General features: G+C 62.1%; 11 protein-coding genes. 2 read left to right on the forward strand and 9 right to left on the reverse strand.

What is annotated here, in order from left to right; all coding sequences use genetic code 11:
* Nucleotides 1-353 precede the first annotated feature (353 nt).
* On the forward strand, nt 354-1544 hold the full coding sequence (gene hmpA, locus D7I37_RS01140) for an NO-inducible flavohemoprotein (protein ID WP_061796457.1): 1191 nt from the start codon (nt 354-356) through the stop codon (nt 1542-1544).
* 48 nt (nt 1545-1592) lie between these two features.
* Here hmpA and D7I37_RS01145 read toward each other — a convergent pair whose 3' ends face one another.
* The 8 genes from D7I37_RS01145 to purL form a co-directional block, all read right to left on the reverse strand.
* Nucleotides 1593-2774 carry a cytochrome c gene (locus D7I37_RS01145; protein ID WP_129543178.1) on the reverse strand — a complete coding sequence of 394 codons (1182 nt, stop codon included), beginning with the start codon at nt 2772-2774 and terminating at the stop codon, nt 1593-1595.
* A complete protein-coding gene (locus tag D7I37_RS01150) occupies nt 2771-4681 on the reverse strand; it encodes an FAD/NAD(P)-binding protein (RefSeq protein ID WP_061796455.1) in 1911 nt (636 codons plus the stop codon). The genes D7I37_RS01145 and D7I37_RS01150 overlap by 4 nt, the downstream gene beginning before the upstream one ends.
* A gap of 291 nt (nt 4682-4972) precedes the next feature.
* Nucleotides 4973-5311, reverse strand: a complete 339-nt coding sequence (gene glnB / locus D7I37_RS01155) for a nitrogen regulatory protein P-II (protein ID WP_004847623.1) — start codon at nt 5309-5311, stop codon at nt 4973-4975.
* Between the two features lie 10 nt (nt 5312-5321).
* A complete protein-coding gene (locus tag D7I37_RS01160; RefSeq protein WP_061796443.1) occupies nt 5322-6944 on the reverse strand; it encodes an NAD+ synthase in 1623 nt (540 codons plus the stop codon).
* Between the two features lie 130 nt (nt 6945-7074).
* Nucleotides 7075-8412, reverse strand: coding sequence for a two-component system response regulator GlrR (gene glrR, locus D7I37_RS01165; RefSeq protein WP_129543179.1), 1338 nt, complete (start codon nt 8410-8412; stop codon nt 7075-7077).
* Entirely contained in the window at nt 8409-9281 is an 873-nt protein-coding gene (qseG, locus tag D7I37_RS01170; protein ID WP_073970266.1) for a two-component system QseEF-associated lipoprotein QseG, read from the reverse strand. Before qseG ends, glrR begins: the two co-directional genes overlap by 4 nt.
* Nucleotides 9282-9284: 3 nt before the next feature.
* Nucleotides 9285-10721, reverse strand: coding sequence for a HAMP domain-containing sensor histidine kinase (locus tag D7I37_RS01175; RefSeq protein ID WP_129543180.1), 1437 nt, complete (start codon nt 10719-10721; stop codon nt 9285-9287).
* Nucleotides 10722-11646: 925 nt separating this feature from the next.
* Complete coding sequence (gene purL, locus D7I37_RS01180; RefSeq protein WP_129543181.1) at nt 11647-15537, reverse strand: phosphoribosylformylglycinamidine synthase; 3891 nt, start codon at nt 15535-15537, stop codon at nt 11647-11649.
* A gap of 278 nt (nt 15538-15815) precedes the next feature.
* Between purL and mltF the strand changes: the two genes are divergently transcribed.
* On the forward strand, nt 15816-17276 hold the full coding sequence (gene mltF, locus D7I37_RS01185) for a membrane-bound lytic murein transglycosylase MltF (RefSeq protein ID WP_129543182.1): 1461 nt from the start codon (nt 15816-15818) through the stop codon (nt 17274-17276).
* Here the strand turns inward: mltF and tadA are convergent, their stop codons facing one another.
* Entirely contained in the window at nt 17277-17783 is a 507-nt protein-coding gene (tadA, locus tag D7I37_RS01190; protein ID WP_061796434.1) for a tRNA adenosine(34) deaminase TadA, read from the reverse strand. It abuts the gene before it with no gap.
* Nucleotides 17784-17862 lie beyond the last annotated feature (79 nt).

The following is a 17862-nucleotide window of genomic DNA, read 5'->3' on the forward strand; positions in this document are numbered from 1 at the left end:
ATCTCCTGACTTAAATCGGCTAACTAAAAAATCACCAAATAACTACCCGTTTGGGTTCTGGGCCACAGTGTAAACTGTTTTCCCCCACCGAGGATAGGTCTTGACAGAGGTTTTTACGCAAACGATTGGCATAAGATTCCACAAGGCTTTGATCCGATAATTCATCCCGTTCGGCAACGGACTTTTCCTCATGCCGGCGATGCGGTTTTTTCATGTTCTGTGAGCGCGATCGTCCGCTCAACAACACCGCAGCAAAAACAAGGGTATTTACAAGCGCGACGGAAGCCAATAAGATGCATTTAAAATGCATCATTAGAAATCGTCTCAAGAACAACCCACTAAGGAGCGCTTCCATGCTGGACAGCCAAACCATCGCCACCGTCAAATCCACCATCCCGCTGCTGGCCGCTACCGGGCCGAAGTTGACCGCCCACTTCTACGATCGGATGTTCGCGCACAACCCTGAATTGAAAGATATTTTCAATATGAGCAACCAGCGCAACGGCGATCAGCGTCAGGCGCTGTTCGACGCCATCTGCGCCTATGCCGCCAACATCGAGAACCTGGCGGCGCTGTTGCCGGCGGTAGAGCGCATTGCGCAGAAACACACCAGCTTCAACATTCGGCCCGATCAGTATCAGATTGTCGGCGGCCACCTGCTGGCGACGCTGGACGAAATGTTCAGCCCGGGCCAGGCAGTGCTGGACGCCTGGGGCAAAGCCTATGGCGTGCTGGCCAACGTGTTTATCCAGCGTGAAGAGCAGATTTATCAACAAAGCGAAACCGACGACGGCGGCTGGCGCGACCTGCGCGCTTTCCGCATCCTCAAAAAGCAGCCGCAGAGTGAGGTGATCTGCAGCTTCGTGCTGGCGCCGGTCGACGGCGGCCGGGTGGCCGACTTCAAGCCGGGGCAGTATCTGGCGGTCTACATCAGGCACGACAGCCTGGAGCATCAGGAAATTCGCCAATATTCACTGACTGCCGCGCCGAACGGCGAGTTCTACCGCATCGCGGTCAAGCGGGAAGATCAGGGCAAAGTGTCCAACTATCTGCATCAGCAGGCGCAGGAAGGCGACGTGATTTATATCGCCCCGCCGCACGGCGACTTCTTCCTCGAGGCGGAGCCGAACACCCCGGTGGCGCTGATCTCCGCCGGCGTTGGCCAAACGCCGATGCTCGGTATGTTGAACAGCCTGCACGACAGTCAACATCAGGCGGAAATTCACTGGCTGCACGCGGCGGAAAACGGCGCCGTTCACGCCTTTGCCGACGAAGTGGCGGACATCGCCGGGCGCATGCCGAACCTGAACCGCCACGTCTGGTACCGCGAGCCGGGCGCCGGGGATGTGGCAGGCCGCGACTACCAAAGCCGCGGGCTGATGGATCTTGGCGCGCTGAGCGCGGCGTTGAGCGACCCGCAGATGCACTATTACTTCTGCGGCCCGGTGCCGTTCATGCAGCACGTGGGTAAACAGCTGCTGGCGATGGGGGTGGAGGCCGAGCGCATCCACTACGAATGTTTCGGCCCGCATAAGGTGCTGTAATCGATCGGGGCGCGCTCCTTTCCTGCGTGGAAAAGCCGCGCCCCGCCGTTATTTAGCCCGCAGCTTGCGCGCCTCCTGCACCTGCTGTTCGCTGACCGGCGCCGCCCGGTTGCCCCAACTTCCCCGCAAATAGCTCATCAGATCGGCGGCCTGCCGGTCGTTCAGCGTCCAGGCGTATCCCGGCATGGCGATCGCCGCGGCGTGTCGCGTGGTCGGCGTTTGCGCCCCTTCCAGCACCACCCGCAGCGCGGTCAATGGGTTGTCCGCCGTCACCGTCGCGTTGCCCGCCAGCGCCGGAATGGTATTGTCGCTCCCCTCCCCCTGATTGCCGTGACAGGTCGAGCAGTACATCGCGTAGCTGGCCCGCCCGCGCTGATTGTCGGCCTGCGCCGAGACGGCCGCCGCCGAAGCCGGTTCCGCCGCCAGGCTGTGCAGATAATTGCCGATGGCCTGCAGATCCGCATCGCTCAGGTACTGGGTGCTGTGGGTCACCACCTCGCCCATCGGCCCGGCCACCGCCGCGTGTTGGCTGCGGCCGGTTTTCAGCAGCGCCATGACCTCGTTCGGCGGCATGCCGCGCAGATCCGAGGCGTACCAGCCGTCCAGCTCGGCGCCGCTCAGGAAGGCCGGTTCTTTACCGTCCAACCCTCGCTCCTGCATGGCCCAGCCGCGCGGCGTATGGCAGCTGCCGCAGTGCCCCGCGCCCTGCACCAGATAGGCGCCGCGGTTCCACTCGGCGCTCCGCTGCGGATCCGGCCGGTAAACCTGATCGTCGTGGAACAACCGGTTCCACACCGCCAGCGGCCAGCGCATCGACAGCGGCCAACTGATGTCGCTGGCGCGGTTGGCGGCGCTCTGCGCCGGCACTTCGTTCATCAGGTAACGGTACAGTGCGCGCATGTCCTCCGCGCTCATTTTGGCGTACGAGGTGTAAGGCATCGCCGGGTACAGCCGGTGGCCGTCTTTGGCGACGCCCTGGCGCATGGCGCGATCGAACTCGTCGAACGAATAGCCGCCGATGCCGTGCTCTTTATCCGGCGTGATGTTGGTGGCGTAAATATCCCCCAGCGGGGTCGGGAACCTCATGCCGCCCGCCAGCTCGGCGCCGCCCGGCGCGGTGTGGCAGGCGGAGCAGTCAGCGGCTTTGGCCACGTATTCCCCGGCGGACATCGCCTGGGCCGAACCGCCGGCCGCCAGCAGGCTCAACAGATACAGCGAACGCATGCTCATGCTCCCTCCCTGGCGGCGACCTTGCCGTAGGCCAGCTCGTTAACCGCGCGCCACGCCTGATCGATCGCCGAGTTGGCGTAGGGGCTCCAGTCGGCATCCGAGTTGGCGATGGCGATCTTGCCGATCGGCTGCCGCGCCGCTTCGATAATTTTCTGCGCTTCATCCTCATCGTCGAACAGTCCGTTGAGGAAATAGGAATAGCCGTGCGACCAGCGGTTGACGGTGATCGCCTCAATGTCGCGCCGGTGATCGAAACCGGCCGACCCCAGCATGCCCTGCAGCTGTTCGCGGATCATCTGCTCATGCACCTCGAACGGCGTGCCCAGCAGCAATGCGCGCCCCTTGCGCGACTGCTCGCGCGGGCTCAGCCCGCTGCCCGGCAGCGTCGGCACATATACCATGTGCAGGCCGATCGGCTGATTCGGGTCGCGCGGGTGCTGGTACCCCCCCATGCTGACCGGGTAGTCCAGCTTCACCCGGCAATACGGCGCGGTCGGTGAATACACCTCGTGCACCCCCAGCTTGATGAACGGCTGCCAGTTGCGGATCACCACCTTGCTGTACACCAGCGGCGACTTGACGTTCTGTTTCAGCGCCTCCTGCTGCGCATGCGGCATTTCCGGCACCAGATACGGGATCATCATGTTGTAACCGGCCATCACCACCTGCCCGGCGCGCACCTTGGTCATTTTCTCGCCGGTCATATAGCTGACCTCCGCCTGGTCGCCGACGTTGGCCACGTGCAGGCCGGTGCTGTTCAGGCGCAGCTTCACCGGCGATCCCGGGCGATCGAGCTGGCTGTAATCGAACTTCGCCAGCACGATGTCGTTCATGTCCTTGCCGCCCGGCGCCACCGCCGGGATCAGATGGCGCACCATCAGGCGCGCCAGCGTGGCGTTGCCGTCCGGGAAGTGGAACACGTAAGGATCGTCGAGATCGGCCTGCGACTCTTCGTCCAGCGGCGGCAGGTTCATGCCGTTCAGCCCGGGCAGATCGCAGATGCGCGCATCGCTGCAGGAGGTGGCGTCGATACCCACCGCCTGGAAATCGCTGGTGGTCTGCTGGAAATAGCGGATCGCCATCTCGCTCAGGCCGACCTTCTCCCGCAGGAACTGGGTATAGCTGTGGGTGTCGAGCCACTCGACCTTCTGTTCCCGGCTCATCTCCGGCAGGTAGTCCTTATCCAGCGTATGCAGCGCGATCAGCGCCTGGCGGTCGCTTTCCGGCAGCGGAAAATCGCCGATAAACGCCTCGTAAGAGCGGCCGTTCAGGCGATCGTGCGGGATGTCGTCCGCCACCATGCGGCCCGGATCGCCGCTCACCACCTTGTCGACGCCGAAGTTTTTGCGATCGAAATACACGCCGCGGCTGAGGTTCAGGTCCGGGTAGAAGGTTTTGTCGAAGGCCTGTTCCAGCTTGTCGATGCTCACGCCCAGCTTCTGCAGCAGCCCCATCGCCACCGGGCTGAAATTGGAGCGCGGCGACTGCAGCGACTCGCTGCCGCCGTAGCCGAGAATGGTGCCGTTTTCGCCGCTGAATTCGTTGCGCTTGGCGTGGCCGCCGAAATCGTCGTGGTTGTCGATCAACAGGATGCGTTGCTGCGTTCCCTTCATCTGCTGCCAGAAGCAGGCGGCGGCCAGCCCGCTGATGCCGGCGCCCACCACCACCAGATCGAACTCTTCGCCGGCGGGCACCGCGCCGAAATCAAACGCTTTGCCGTCGCGCCCCAGCTGATGCGCATGTTCGAAAGAGCCCGGATGGTTGCCCCGCAGCCCGGTCAGCGCCGGCGGATAGTACAGGGTTTGATTGGCGGTTTGCGGCGACGCGCGCAGGATCTGCATCGGCGTCAGCCCGGCGGCGATGGTAATCGCTACCCCATTAAGAAAATCGCGTCTGGTGATGCCCATAATTGGCTTCCTTATCAATCCTTATTATCAATCAGACCGGTGACAAACCGGTCTGAAGGCGCGCTATTTTGCGGATAAACACAGTAAAATCAATACCCGATAGCCTTCGCTTTTTTAGAATGACGATGGTGAAAATGACTGCGTGATAAAGCGCTGGGGGGATTTTAGCGGGGTGTGAAAGGGGTCGGGCCACCGCTCACAAGCCGGCAGTGCCCCGGAGCGTACGCGCAGTACGCGAGGAGGCCGAGCACCGACCAAGCGCAAGCCGGCGGTGCTCGGTGGAGGATCGCATCAGATCGCTTCTTCGTCCTGCTCGCCGGTCCTGATCCGCACCACGCGCGCCACGTCGAAGACGAAGATTTTGCCGTCGCCGATCTTGCCGGTTTGGGCCGTCTGCATGATGGTTTCCACGCAGGTATCGACGATATCGTCGGCCACCACGATCTCGATTTTCACCTTAGGCAAAAAATCGACCATGTATTCGGCGCCGCGGTACAGCTCGGTATGGCCCTTCTGGCGGCCGAAGCCTTTCACTTCGGTCACCGTCATGCCGGTGATGCCCACTTCGGCCAGCGCTTCGCGGACGTCATCCAGTTTGAACGGTTTGATAATAGCGTCGATCTTTTTCATCTTCTTTCCTTTACCAATTTTTGCGGCCAAAACCGGATGTGATGGGGTAGCGGCGGTCTTTGCCGAAGTTACGGGCGGTGATGCGCGGCCCGACGGCGGCCTGACGCCGCTTGTATTCGTTGATGTCCACCAGGCGGATCACCTTGCGGACGATGGCTTCGTCGAAGCCTTCGGCCACCAGATCGGCGACCGATTTGTCGCGCTCGACGTAGCCTTCGAGGATCGCGTCCAGAATATCGTACGGCGGCAGGCTGTCCTGATCGACCTGATCCGGCGCCAGCTCGGCGGACGGCGGGCGATCGATCACCCGCTGCGGGATCACGTAGGAGACGGTATTGCGGTATTCGGACAGCTTGAACACCAGCGTTTTCGGCACGTCTTTCAGCACGTCGAAGCCGCCGGCCATATCACCATACAGCGTGGCGTAGCCTACGGCCATCTCGCTTTTGTTGCCGGTGGTCAGCACGATGCTGCGGCGCTTGTTGGACAGCGCCATCAATACCACGCCGCGGCAGCGCGCCTGCAGGTTTTCTTCGGTGGTGTCGCGTTCGGTGCCGGCGAACATCGGCGTCAGCTGGCCCATAAAGGCGTCGAACATCGGCTCGATGGAGACGATGTCGAATTCCACGCCGAGGATTTCGGCTTCCTCTTTGGCGTCGGCGATGCTGATGTCCGCGGTGTAACGGAACGGCATCATCAGCGCCTGCACCTTGTCTTTGCCCAGGGCGTCCACGGCGATAGCCAGCGTCAGCGCCGAGTCGATGCCGCCGGACAGGCCCAGCACCGCGCCTTTAAAGCCGTTTTTGGTCACGTAGTCGCGCACCGCCAGCACCAGCGCTTCATACACCTGCGCCAGCTGCGGCAGCTCGGCGGCCGGTTCGGCCATCGGCACCACTTCCAGCTCGTTGAACTCGAGCAGGGTCACCTGTTCGGCAAAGGCGGCCAGGCGATGCGTCATGTTGCCCGCCGCGTCGAACGCCTTGGAGCAGCCGTCGAAAATCAGCTCGTCCTGGCCGCCGACCTGATTGAGGTACACCAGCGGCAACCGGGTGCGCTGGCAGTGGCCGGCCATCAGCGTTTTACGGATATACGGTTTCTCGCGGTTGTACGGCGAGGCGTTGATCGACAGGATCAGTTCGGCGCCGGCGGCTTTCGCGGCGTCGATCGGTTCAGGGAACCACAGGTCTTCGCAGATCAGCAGGCCCAGGCGATAGCCTTTCAGGTCCACCACGCAGGTTTCGCCGCCGGCGTGGAAGTAGCGTTTCTCATCGAACACGCCGTAGTTGGGCAGCTGTTGCTTGAAGTAACGGGTCAGCAGGCGGCCTTCGGCGAACAGCGACAGCGCGTTGTACAGCTTGTCGCCTTCGCGCCACGGGTGGCCGACCAGGATCGCCACCTCGCCGGAGGCCTGCTGCAGGCGCTGCAGCTGCACATCGCAGCGCTGATAGAAATCGTTGCGATACAGCAGGTCTTCCGGCGGATAACCGGACAGCGCCAGCTCGGTGAACATGACCAGATCGGCTCCCGCCTTCTGCTGCTCTTGCACGATTTGCAACATGCGTTCGGTGTTGCCTTCAATGTCGCCGACCAGCAGGTTCAGCTGGGCCAGGGCGATGGAAAGTGATCTGCTCATTGTTTGGGATCCCGCTTAATACGTTCCATAGTTCTCTACGGTTTGGCCATGCCACAACAAAGTGAACGGAGTGTAAATCATTCCGCCCGTTTTGTTGAGACGCCTGCGTGCGCCGACGCCTGCAAGAAAATCATTCTTTAAAATCGTTGGCGTCCAATTCATGGCGCGACAGCAATTTATAGAACTCCGTACGGTTGCGGCCCGCCATGCGCGCGGCCTGGGTCACGTTACCCTTGGTGATCTGCAGCAGCTTGCGCAGATAGTGCAACTCAAACTGGTTGCGCGCCTCGACGAAGGTCGGCAGCGCGGTATTTTCCCCTTCCAGCGCCTGCTCCACCAGCGCCTCGCCGATCACCGGCGCGGAAGTCAGCGCCACGCACTGTTCGATAACGTTGACCAGCTGGCGCACGTTGCCCGGCCAGCTGGCGGTCATCAGCCGCTTCATGGCGTCGGAAGAGAAGCTGCGCACAAACGGCTTGTGCCGCTGGGCGGATCCGCGCAGCAGATGGTTGGCCAGCAGCGGAATATCTTCGGCGCGCTCATTCAACGCCGGGATCTTCAGATTGACCACGTTCAAACGGTAGTAAAGATCTTCGCGGAATTCGTTCTTCGCCATCGCCTTCGGCAGATCGCGGTGGGTGGCGGAGATAATGCGCACGTCGATGTCGAGGTCGCGGTTACTGCCCAGCGGGCGCACCTTGCGCTCCTGCAGCACCCGCAGCAGCTTCACCTGCAGCGACAGCGGCATGTCGCCGATCTCATCGAGGAACAGCGTGCCGCCCGCCGCCGCCTGGAACAACCCCTCGCGGCTGCTGACCGCCCCGGTAAAGGCGCCCTTGGCATGGCCAAACAGCTCCGATTCCAGCAGTTGCTCCGGCAAGGCGCCGCAGTTGATGGCGATAAAGGCTTTCTTGGCGCGCGGGCTGGCGCCGTGAATGGCCTGCGCCAGCACCTCTTTGCCGGTGCCGCTCTGGCCGTTGATCAGTACGCTGACGTCGGACTGCGCCACCATTTTCGCCTGTTCCAGCAGGCGCAGCATCAGCGGGCTGCGGGTGACGATGTCTTCGCGCCAGCTGTCGTCGCCGGCCGGCGCCGACAGCGACAGCGCTTCTTCAATCGCCTTATACAGCGCATCGCGGTCGACCGGCTTGGTCAGGAAGCTGAACACCCCCTGCTGCGTGGCGGCCACCGCATCCGGGATGGAACCGTGGGCGGTGAGAATGATCACCGGCATGCCCGGCTGATGCTTCTGGATCTCGGCAAACAGCGCCATGCCGTCCATCTCGTCCATCCGCAAATCGCTTATCACCAAATCAATCTGTTCGCGCGCCAACAGGCGCAGCGCTTCCTGGCCGCTTTCGGCCGTGGTGACGTGAAAACCTTCGCTGGTCAGGCGCATGCCCAGCAGCTTGAGCAGGCTGGGATCGTCGTCAACCAACAACAGGTTGGCCGGTTTGCGTGCTGTCATCGCGCGTGGGACTCCTTGTTAGCCGGGGGTGGCGTGTAGGTATCTTCCGGATCCACCGGCAGAGCGGTGCCCTTTTCCGGCACCGGCTCCGGTTCCGCGGCCCTGGCCGGCGCACCGGTTTTCCCTGCGGCGTCATTTTTTTGCTGGGCCGCGCCGCCTTCCGGGATTTCACCCTGCAGCTGCTTGCGCGACGAGAGCTGACGCTCGATATCGGTCAGGTTTTCCAGCTTGCGCGAGGTGTCTTGCAGCTGAGCCTGCAGGCGAATCTGCCCCTGGCGCAGCGTATCGATCTGGCCGTCGGCGCTCTCCTGCAGGTGCTGGTAGCGCGCTTTTTCGTCGAACAGGGCAATCTGCAGCGCCTGCTGCTGGCGCCACAGCTGCAACAGCGGCCGCAGCGAGCTGGGGAACTCCATTCGATAACTGTTCAGGCGATCGACAATTTGCCGGCGTTCGCCGGAGGTCGGTTCGGCGCTGCCCAGCAGAATGCTTTGCTTGAAAATGCCGGACCAGCTGTCGCCCGGCAGGTTTTTCGCCAGCGCGCGCGCCTGGGTGGAGCCGATGCGATCGGCGCAGTCCATGGCGCGCAGCCAGTACAGCGAGTTGTCCAGCGCGTCCTTTTCGTCCAGCTGCCACAGGGTATCGCAGGCCGCAATGCGGTAATCCACCACTTTGCTGTCCGGGATCGCTTCCTGTTGCTGCTGGCTCAGGCCGCCGCTGACGGCGCGATCGACGCAGCCCGCCAGCAGAAACGGCATAAAGAAAACGGTGCCCAAAAAGGAAATTGGGCGCTTGCCGAGCGGCGCTCTCTGCGTGGCACGCGGTGAACGTTCGGTCTGTGAGAGACGAAGGCGTTTAGACCATGTGTACATTATTTATTCATTCTCGGCGGTTAATGGCAATTCAATGCGGAAGCAGACGTCTGCACCGGCGACCGTGACCAGCTGCAGTTCACCGCGCATGCGGCGGATACAGTCCTGAGCGATGCTCAGCCCCAGCCCGCTTCCTTTTACCGCCCCTTTTCGCTGGTGACTACCCTGGAAAAAAGGCTCGAAAATCATGGTTCTTTCGGCTTCGGGGATCGGCGTGCCGGTATTCGCGACATCAATCTGCACCCGTTGCCCAACCTGACGGCTGCGGATCCAAATGTTACCGGATTCCTTGCCGTAGTGCACCGCATTGGAGTAGAGATTATCCAGCACGCGCATTAATAGCGTAGGCTCTGCCCAGCAGATTTCCGCATCCAGCGCGATCTCGGTGCCGATCATTTTTGCCCGCGCCGGCAAACTGTGCGCGGCGACCACCATCTCGACCATCTGCCGCAGCGCGACGTGTTCGTGTTCGGACGGGCCGTCGGCCAGCTTGCGGTTATAATCCAGCAGTTGCTCGATCAGCTGCTGCAGATGACGGCTGCTGTGGTCGAGAATGGTCACCACTTCTTTTTGATCGGAAGTCAGCGGCCCCGCCACCTCGTCGGCCAGCAATTCGGTGCCTTCGCGCATGCTGGCCAGCGGCGTCTTCAGCTCGTGCGAGATATGGCGCAGAAACTCATGGCGCTGCGACTCCAGCCACGCCAGCCGTTCGCTCAGCCAGATGATGCGCTGCGCCAGCGAGCGCAGTTCGCGCGGCCCCTTGAACGAGGCGGTATTGCCCAGCGCGCGCCCCTCCCCCAGCCGGTTGATCATCCGCTCCACCGCCTTTACCGGGCCGATAATCATGCGGGTGAACAGCACCACCAGCAACACGCTGACCAGGAACAGCAGCAGCGCCTGCCAGCCAAAGAACTGACCGCGTTCGGCGATGGCCTGCTGCAGCTGCTGACCGCGCGAGAACACCACGGCGCGCGTGGCCTGCACCATCTCGGCGTTGGAGCGGGAGAAGGACTCGAGCAGCGCCGAGGCGTCCTTGTCCGGCCCGCTGCTTTGGCATTTGATCGCCGCCAGCTGGGTCAGCAGATCGCGCAGCGTCTGATAATAGCGTTCATCCGGTAAAATGGGCGCGTGGGCGTCCAGCATCTGCGAATATTGTTTGCGCTGATTCTGGTACAGCCGCTGCAGCGTGGGATCGACCAGCACGCAGTACTGCCGATAGCTGCGCTCCATCTCCAGCGCCACGCTGGTCATCGCCTCGCTGCGGCGCGCATCCACCAGCGTGGTGCGGTTGATGTCCGCCGCCTGCGCGCTGAGGTGATCCAGGCTCTGATAGGCCTGATACGCCAACACCAGCAGCGGCAACAGCACCAGCAGAAACGCCATCAGTACCAGTTGCCGCAGCGAGCGAGGGAATAAACGCCATTTTTTCAACGAAATCATCCCATTTTCTCTAGTCTGTCACGATGCTAACCGAGTCGCCGGTAAGAAAAAAGCCCGGCAGCGGATAATCCCGGCCCTCGGCGGGAAAAGGCCCAAAAAAAAGCACCGGCCGTGGCGCGGTGCTGTCGTCAAAGGGGAAAGCGGATTGTTCAGGGGGCCGGCCGGCGAGAGGCGGGCCATCAGGCTGCGCGCCAAGGCTGGGTCGATATTTTTGTTCGGGGGCGTCTGCGTGTGATCGACTCGATGACCAAGCATGGATAAACACAAGGTAAGCGCGATATCGGGAATTGACGTTGGGGCAAAACTGCCCCACCGCAAGAAAGAGTGGACGCCCTTGAATCTCGTCCCCAGGGTGATGTAGCGCCAAGGCTGGCATCGAACGGGACGAATAGCATCCATAAGTATCCGGGATTGATGAACCTTTCATCACAGTTGGATACAGGCGGTGCCTCACTCCACGTGTCGCCCGATGCTTGATAAAGCCGCTTGCGCGAGCCGTTATCGGTTTGGTTGGACGATAGGCACCATTTCTTTGGCATCATTCGGAGGCTTATGAGGCGACTGATCCGTCTAAATACGGGGCCATCATAAAAAGGTGAATGAGCAACTGCAGATAATAATGCACGCAGCGTGCCAACTTTGCAATTTAAAAATCAACCAATTGATTTTAAACAATAATAAAACACAAACCACGTTACCGAGTAAAAATACCCCGACGTCAGGCGTTGAAAAAAACGCCACCCTGTCTCCAAAACCCGACAACTAAAGTCAAACCTGGTAACGCACAATAAAATCAATGAGTTATATGTCTCCTTTTGGCGACATGAAAAACAGCCTCTGTCGCAAAAAGCAGACAGCCCGAGAACGGGCATTAAAAAGGGCGCAATCTCTTGCGCCCTGTCAAGTCACCGCCCTTTACCGCCGCTTAGCCCAGTTGCTTGCGGGCGTTGCGGAACATGCGCATCCACGGGCTGTCTTCGCCCCACTCTTCCGGGTGCCAGGAGTTGCTGACGGTGCGGAATACGCGCTCCGGATGCGGCATCATCACCGTCGCGCGGCCGCTGGCGCTGGTGACGGCGGTAATGCCGTTCGGCGAGCCGTTCGGGTTGGCCGGGTAGCTTTCCGTGACCAGGCCGGCGTTATTGACGAAGCGCAGCGCCACCAGGCCGTTGCTTTCCAGCGCCGCCAGGTGCGCCGCGTCGCGCACTTCGACATGGCCTTCGCCGTGGGAAACGGCGATCGGCATGCGCGAACCGGCCATGCCCTGCATGAACAGCGACGGACTGGCCGCCACTTCCACCAGGCTGAAGCGGGCTTCAAACCGGTCCGACAGGTTGCGCACGAAGCGCGGCCAGTGTTCGGCGCCCGGGATCAGCTCGCGCAGGTTGGACATCATCTGGCAACCGTTGCACACGCCCAACGCCAGGGTTTGCGGACGATGGAAGAAGGACTCGAACTCGTCGCGCACCCGTTCGTTGAACAGAATCGATTTCGCCCAGCCTTCGCCGGCGCCCAACACGTCGCCGTAGGAGAAGCCGCCGCAGGCCACCAGGGTATGGAAGTCCTGCAGGTCGCGTCGCCCTTCCAGCAGGTCGCTCATGTGCACGTCCAGCGCGTCGAAGCCGGCGCGGTGGAACGCCGCCGCCATCTCGACGTGGGAGTTCACCCCCTGCTCGCGCAGCACCGCCACTTTCGGACGGGCGCCCGTGGCGATATAAGGCGCGGCGATGTCTTCCTGCGGCGCGAAGGTCAGCTTCACGTTCAGGCCAGGATCCTGCTCATCCTGCTTGGCCCGATGTTCCTGATCGGCGCACTCCGGGTTGTCGCGCAGGCGTTGCATCTGCCAGGTGGTTTCCGCCCACCAGGTGCGCAGCGTATTGCGGCTCTCGCTGTACAGCGCCTTGCCGTTCTGGCTAATCACGAAGCGATCGCCGGCCTGGGCGCTGCCGATGTGGTGCACGTTGTCGCTCAGGCCATGCCGGGCGAACACCTGCCGCACCGCGTCGAGCCGGTCGGCGGTAACCTGGATCACCGCGCCCAGCTCTTCATTGAACAGCGCCGCCAGCGCGTCGTCGCCCAGGCCTCGGATATCAACATCGAGGCCGCAATGGCCGGCAAACGCCATCTCCGCCAGCGTGACCAGCAGGCCACCGTCGGAGCGGTCGTGGTAGGCCAGCAGCGCGCGATCCGCCACCAGCTGCTGCATGGCGTTGAAGAAGCCCGCCAGCTGCCCGACGTTGCGCACGTCGGCCGGCCGGTCGCCCAGCTGGCGGTAAACCTGCGCCAGCGCGGTGGCGCCCAATGCGTTGTGGCCGTTGCCCAGATCGATCAACAGCAGCGCGCTATCGCCCTTGTCGGTGCGCAGCTGCGGCGTCACGGTATGGCGCACGTCTTCCACGCGGGCAAAGGCGGTGATCACCAGCGACAGCGGCGAGGTCATTTCGCGCTGTTCGTTGCCTTCCTGCCAGCGGGTTTTCATCGACATCGAGTCTTTGCCCACCGGGATGGTGATGCCCAGCGCCGGGCAGAGTTCTTCGCCCACCGCTTTCACCGCCGCGTACAGGCCGGCGTCTTCGCCCGGGTGGCCGGCGGCGGCCATCCAGTTGGCGGAAAGCTTCACGCGCTTCAGCTCGCCGATTTCGGTGGCGGCCAGGTTGGTCAGGGCTTCCCCTACCGCCAGGCGGCCAGAGGCGGCGAAGTCCAGCAGCGCCACCGGCGCGCGTTCGCCGATCGACATCGCTTCACCGTAGTAGCTGTCCAGGCTGGCGGTAGTCACCGCGCAGTCGGCCACCGGGATCTGCCATGGGCCGACCATCTGATCGCGCGCCACCATGCCGGTTACCGTACGATCGCCGATGGTGATCAGGAAGGTTTTTTCCGCGACCGCCGGCAGATGCAGCACGCGTTTAACCGCATCGGCCAGGGTGATGCCCTCCCGCTGCACCGGCTGGCCCTGGGCCTGCAGGCTGGTGACGTCGCGCGTCATCTTCGGCGTTTTGCCCAGCAGCACGTCCAGCGGCATATCGATCGGTTGGTTGTCGAAGTGGCTGTCGTTCAGCGTCAAATGCCGTTCTTCGGTGGCTTCACCGATCACCGCATAAGGCGCGCGCTCGCGGCGGCAGATTTCGTCAAACTGCGCCATCTGCGCCGGGGCGATCGCCATCACGTAGCGTTCCTGCGACTCGTTGCACCACACTTCCAGCGGGCTCATGCCCGGCTCGTCGTTGAGGATGTCGCGCAGTTCGAAACGGCCGCCGCGGCCGCCGTCGCTCACCAGCTCAGGCATGGCGTTGGACAGGCCGCCGGCGCCGACGTCGTGAATGAACAGGATCGGGTTTTGTTCGCCCAGCTGCCAGCAGCGGTCGATCACTTCCTGGCAGCGGCGTTCCATTTCCGGGTTGTCGCGCTGTACCGAGGCGAAGTCCAGATCGGCGTCCGACTGGCCGGAGGCCATCGAAGACGCCGCGCCGCCGCCCAGGCCGATATTCATCGCCGGGCCGCCCAGCACCACCAGCTTGGCGCCGACGGTGATTTCGCCTTTCTGCACGTGGTCGGCGCGAATGTTGCCGATGCCGCCCGCCAGCATAATGGGTTTGTGATAGCCGCGCAGTTCGACGCCGTTGTGGCTGTTGACCTGCTCTTCATAGGTGCGGAAGTAGCCGACCAGCGCCGGGCGGCCGAATTCGTTGTTGAACGCCGCGCCGCCCAATGGGCCTTCGGTCATGATGTCCAGCGCGGTGACGATGCGATCCGGCTTGCCGAAATCCTGCTCCCACGGCTGTTCAAAGCCGGGAATGCGCAGGTTGGATACCGAGAAGCCCACCAGGCCGGCCTTCGGCTTGGCGCCGCGGCCGGTGGCGCCTTCGTCGCGGATCTCGCCGCCGGAGCCGGTCGCGGCGCCCGGCCAAGGGGAAATGGCCGTCGGGTGGTTGTGGGTCTCCACCTTCATCAGGATATGCGCGTCTTCCTGATGGTAATCATATTTGCCGTTGTCCGGCTCGGCGAAGAAGCGGCCGACCGGCGAGCCTTCCATGACCGCGGCGTTGTCCTTATACGCCGACAGCACGTAGTCCGGCGTCTGCTCGAAGGTGTTCTTGATCATTTTGAACAGCGACTTCGGCTGCTGTTGGCCGTCGATGACCCAGTCGGCGTTGAAAATCTTGTGGCGGCAGTGCTCGGAGTTGGCCTGCGCGAACATATAAAGTTCGATATCCGTCGGGTTGCGCCCCAGCCCGGTAAAGGCATTCAGCAGATAGTCGATTTCATCCTGCGCCAGCGCCAGACCTAGCCTGACGTTGGCCTGTTCCAGCGCGCCGCGCCCTTCACCCAGCACGTCCACCGCCTGATACGGCGCCGGTTGGTGATGCGCGAACAGCTGTTCGGCCTGCTGCAGCTCGCCGAAGACGGTTTCCATCATGCGGTCATGCAGCAAGGCGGCCAACTGTTGCCACTGGGATTCGGTCAGCACCGGCGCCTTGACGTAAAACGCCAGGCCGCGCTCGAGCCGCACCACCTGCTTCAGGCCGCAGTTGTGGGCGATGTCGCTGGCTTTGGAGGACCAGGGTGAAATGGTGCCCGGACGCGGCGTCACCAACAGCAGGCGGCCTTCGGGGGCGTGTTCGGCGAGAGAGGGGCCATACTTGAGCAGGCGCTGAAGCTTGGCGTGTTCTTCGGCACTTAGCGGTGCGCTAACATCGGCAAAGTGGACGTACTCGGCGTAGATATCACTGACCGGAAGTTGAGCGTCCTGGCAGCGGGACAGCAGTTTGGTAATGCGAAAAGCCGACAAAGCGGGCGAACCACGCAGTATTTCCATAATCAAAGTTCTCTCGTCTTCGAAGCGACTGACTTCAGCGCTTCATTGGGCGCAACAGGGGAAAACGCGCGTCATTATAGAGAATCCGCGCCGCCGACGAAACCGTTTGCGTAGCTATTATTGATAAAAGCTTTCCGCGCCATCGAATTGTCATAACGTGTCAATAAAGTTGCACGCTGGCGTTTTGTTGCGCAAAATGCCCCGGCACTGGTGATTTAACCATAAGAAAAAACTGGGTTGTCATCGCCGGCGCGCCTGTGCCACCACTGGATAACTATTTGAAACGCCTTAAAATAAACTACATTCTAATCGGTGTTGTCACCCTGCTTCTGGCGCTCGCCCTGTGGCCCAACATTGCCTGGCGCAGTGGTCAGCAAGGGCAGCTCGAAGAGATCAAATCCCGCGGAGAGTTGCGAATCAGCACCCTGAACTCGCCGCTCACCTATTTCACCACCAAACAGGGGCCGGGTGGGCTCGACTACGAGCTGGCGAAACGCTTCGCCAACTACCTGGGGGTGAAACTGGTGGTGATCCCCCATCAGAATATCAACGATCTGTTTGACGATCTGGACGATAACGACGCCGATCTGCTGGCGGCCGGCCTGATCTACAATCGAGAGCGCCTCAGCCGCGCGCGCACCGGCCCGGCTTACTATTCCGTTTCCCAGCAGCTGGTATACCGCCTGGGCACCCCGCGGCCAAAAAGCTTTGCCGACATCAAAGGCAAGCTGGCGGTGGCCTCCGGCTCCGCGCACGTCAGCGCGCTGAAACAGCTCAAGCAGGATAAATACCCGGTTCTCAGTTGGGAAGCCTCCAGCGATCTCACCTCCAAAGAGCTGCTGGAACAGGTCGCCGACGGCAAGCTGGACTATACCCTCGGCGACTCGGTGACCATCGCCCTGCTGCAGCGCATCCATCCGCAGCTGGCGGTGGCGTTCGACGTCACCGACGAAGAGCCGGTGACCTGGTATATGAAGCGCGGCAACGACGACAGCCTGTATGCGGCGATGCTGGATTTCTACAGCCAGATGGTGGACGACGGCACCCTGGCGCGGCTGGAGGAGAAATACCTCGGCCACGTCGGCAGCTTCGACTACGTCGACACCAAAACCTTCCTGTCGGCCATCGATTCGGTGCTGCCCAACTTCCGCCCGCTGTTCGAGAAATACGCCAGCGAGATCGACTGGAAGCTGCTGGCGGCCATCGCCTATCAGGAATCGCACTGGAATCCGCAGGCCACCTCCCCCACCGGGGTTCGCGGCCTGATGATGCTGACCCGCGCCACCGCCGACGGCCTGGGCGTCAACGACCGCCTCGATCCGGAAGAAAGCATCCAGGGCGGCGCGCTCTATCTGCAGCGGCTGATGGCCAAGGTGCCGGACAGCGTGCCCGAAGACGAACGCATCTGGTTCTCGCTGGCGGCCTACAACATGGGCTGGGGGCATATGCTGGACGCCCGCAAGCTGACCAAAACGCAAAAGGGCAACCCGGACAGCTGGGTGGACGTCAAACAGCGCCTGCCGATGCTCAGCCAAAAACGCTACTACCCGCAGCTGACCTACGGCTATGCGCGCGGACGCGAAGCCTATAACTACGTGGAAAACATCCGCCGCTATCAGGTCAGCCTGGTCGGCTATCTGCAGGAAAAAGAGAGGAAGGCGGCGCAGGAAACCGCCGAGCGGGAAGCGCGGGGGAAAGGCTATCCGGCGGTGATGCCGGAACTGGCGCTTAACTACTGATTAGTCTGGTTTATTCTCTACGCGTTGCGCCAGCTTCAGCGCCTTTTTTTGCGCGCGGCGCAGGCGGAAAAAGTGGCTCAGCGTTGCGGCGCACTCGTCCGCCAGCACCCCCGAAACGATCTCCACCTGATGATTCATCCCCGGATGGCGCAGGATGTCCACCAGCGAGCCGGCCGCGCCGGTTTTCTCGTCGGCCGCGCCGTACACCAGTCGGCGGATGCGGCTGTGCACCATCGCGCCGGCGCACATCACGCAGGGCTCCAGCGTGACGTACAGCGTGGCGTTCAGCAAACGGTAGTTTTGCAGTACCGCGCCGCCCTGGCGCAGCGCCATGATTTCCGCATGGGCGGTTGGGTCGTGGCGGCCAATCGGCCGGTTCCAGCCTTCGCCAATCACCTGATTGTCGAGCACCAGCAGCGCACCCACCGGCACCTCGCCCTCTTCCTGCGCGCGCAGGGCCAACCGCAATGCCTGACGCATCCAGTAGTCATCATTATATTCAGTCATCGCATAAATCCTCGTGCGCTTTTGCGGCGGGCATTATACACACTAGTCCTCTTTTGTCGCAGCCACTCGACTATACTGG

It is taken from the genome of Serratia sp. 1D1416, from assembly GCF_003641105.1.
In the GTDB taxonomy this organism is placed as follows: domain Bacteria; phylum Pseudomonadota; class Gammaproteobacteria; order Enterobacterales; family Enterobacteriaceae; genus Serratia; species Serratia ficaria.

What these genes read in the sequence shown, in the direction of transcription:
- glnB (WP_004847623.1), bottom strand. Translation starts at nt 5,311, where the DNA reads ATGAAAAAGATCGACGCTATTATCAAACCGTTCAAACTGGATGACGTC.
- D7I37_RS01150 (WP_061796455.1), bottom strand. Translation starts at nt 4,681, where the DNA reads ATGGGCATCACCAGACGCGATTTTCTTAATGGGGTAGCGATTACCATC.
- purL (WP_129543181.1), bottom strand. Translation starts at nt 15,537, where the DNA reads ATGGAAATACTGCGTGGTTCGCCCGCTTTGTCGGCTTTTCGCATTACC.
- qseG (WP_073970266.1), bottom strand. Translation starts at nt 9,281, where the DNA reads ATGTACACATGGTCTAAACGCCTTCGTCTCTCACAGACCGAACGTTCA.
- hmpA (WP_061796457.1), top strand. Translation starts at nt 354, where the DNA reads ATGCTGGACAGCCAAACCATCGCCACCGTCAAATCCACCATCCCGCTG.
- glrR (WP_129543179.1), bottom strand. Translation starts at nt 8,412, where the DNA reads ATGACAGCACGCAAACCGGCCAACCTGTTGTTGGTTGACGACGATCCC.
- D7I37_RS01145 (WP_129543178.1), bottom strand. Translation starts at nt 2,774, where the DNA reads ATGAGCATGCGTTCGCTGTATCTGTTGAGCCTGCTGGCGGCCGGCGGT.
- D7I37_RS01175 (WP_129543180.1), bottom strand. Translation starts at nt 10,721, where the DNA reads ATGATTTCGTTGAAAAAATGGCGTTTATTCCCTCGCTCGCTGCGGCAA.
- D7I37_RS01160 (WP_061796443.1), bottom strand. Translation starts at nt 6,944, where the DNA reads ATGAGCAGATCACTTTCCATCGCCCTGGCCCAGCTGAACCTGCTGGTC.
- tadA (WP_061796434.1), bottom strand. Translation starts at nt 17,783, where the DNA reads ATGACTGAATATAATGATGACTACTGGATGCGTCAGGCATTGCGGTTG.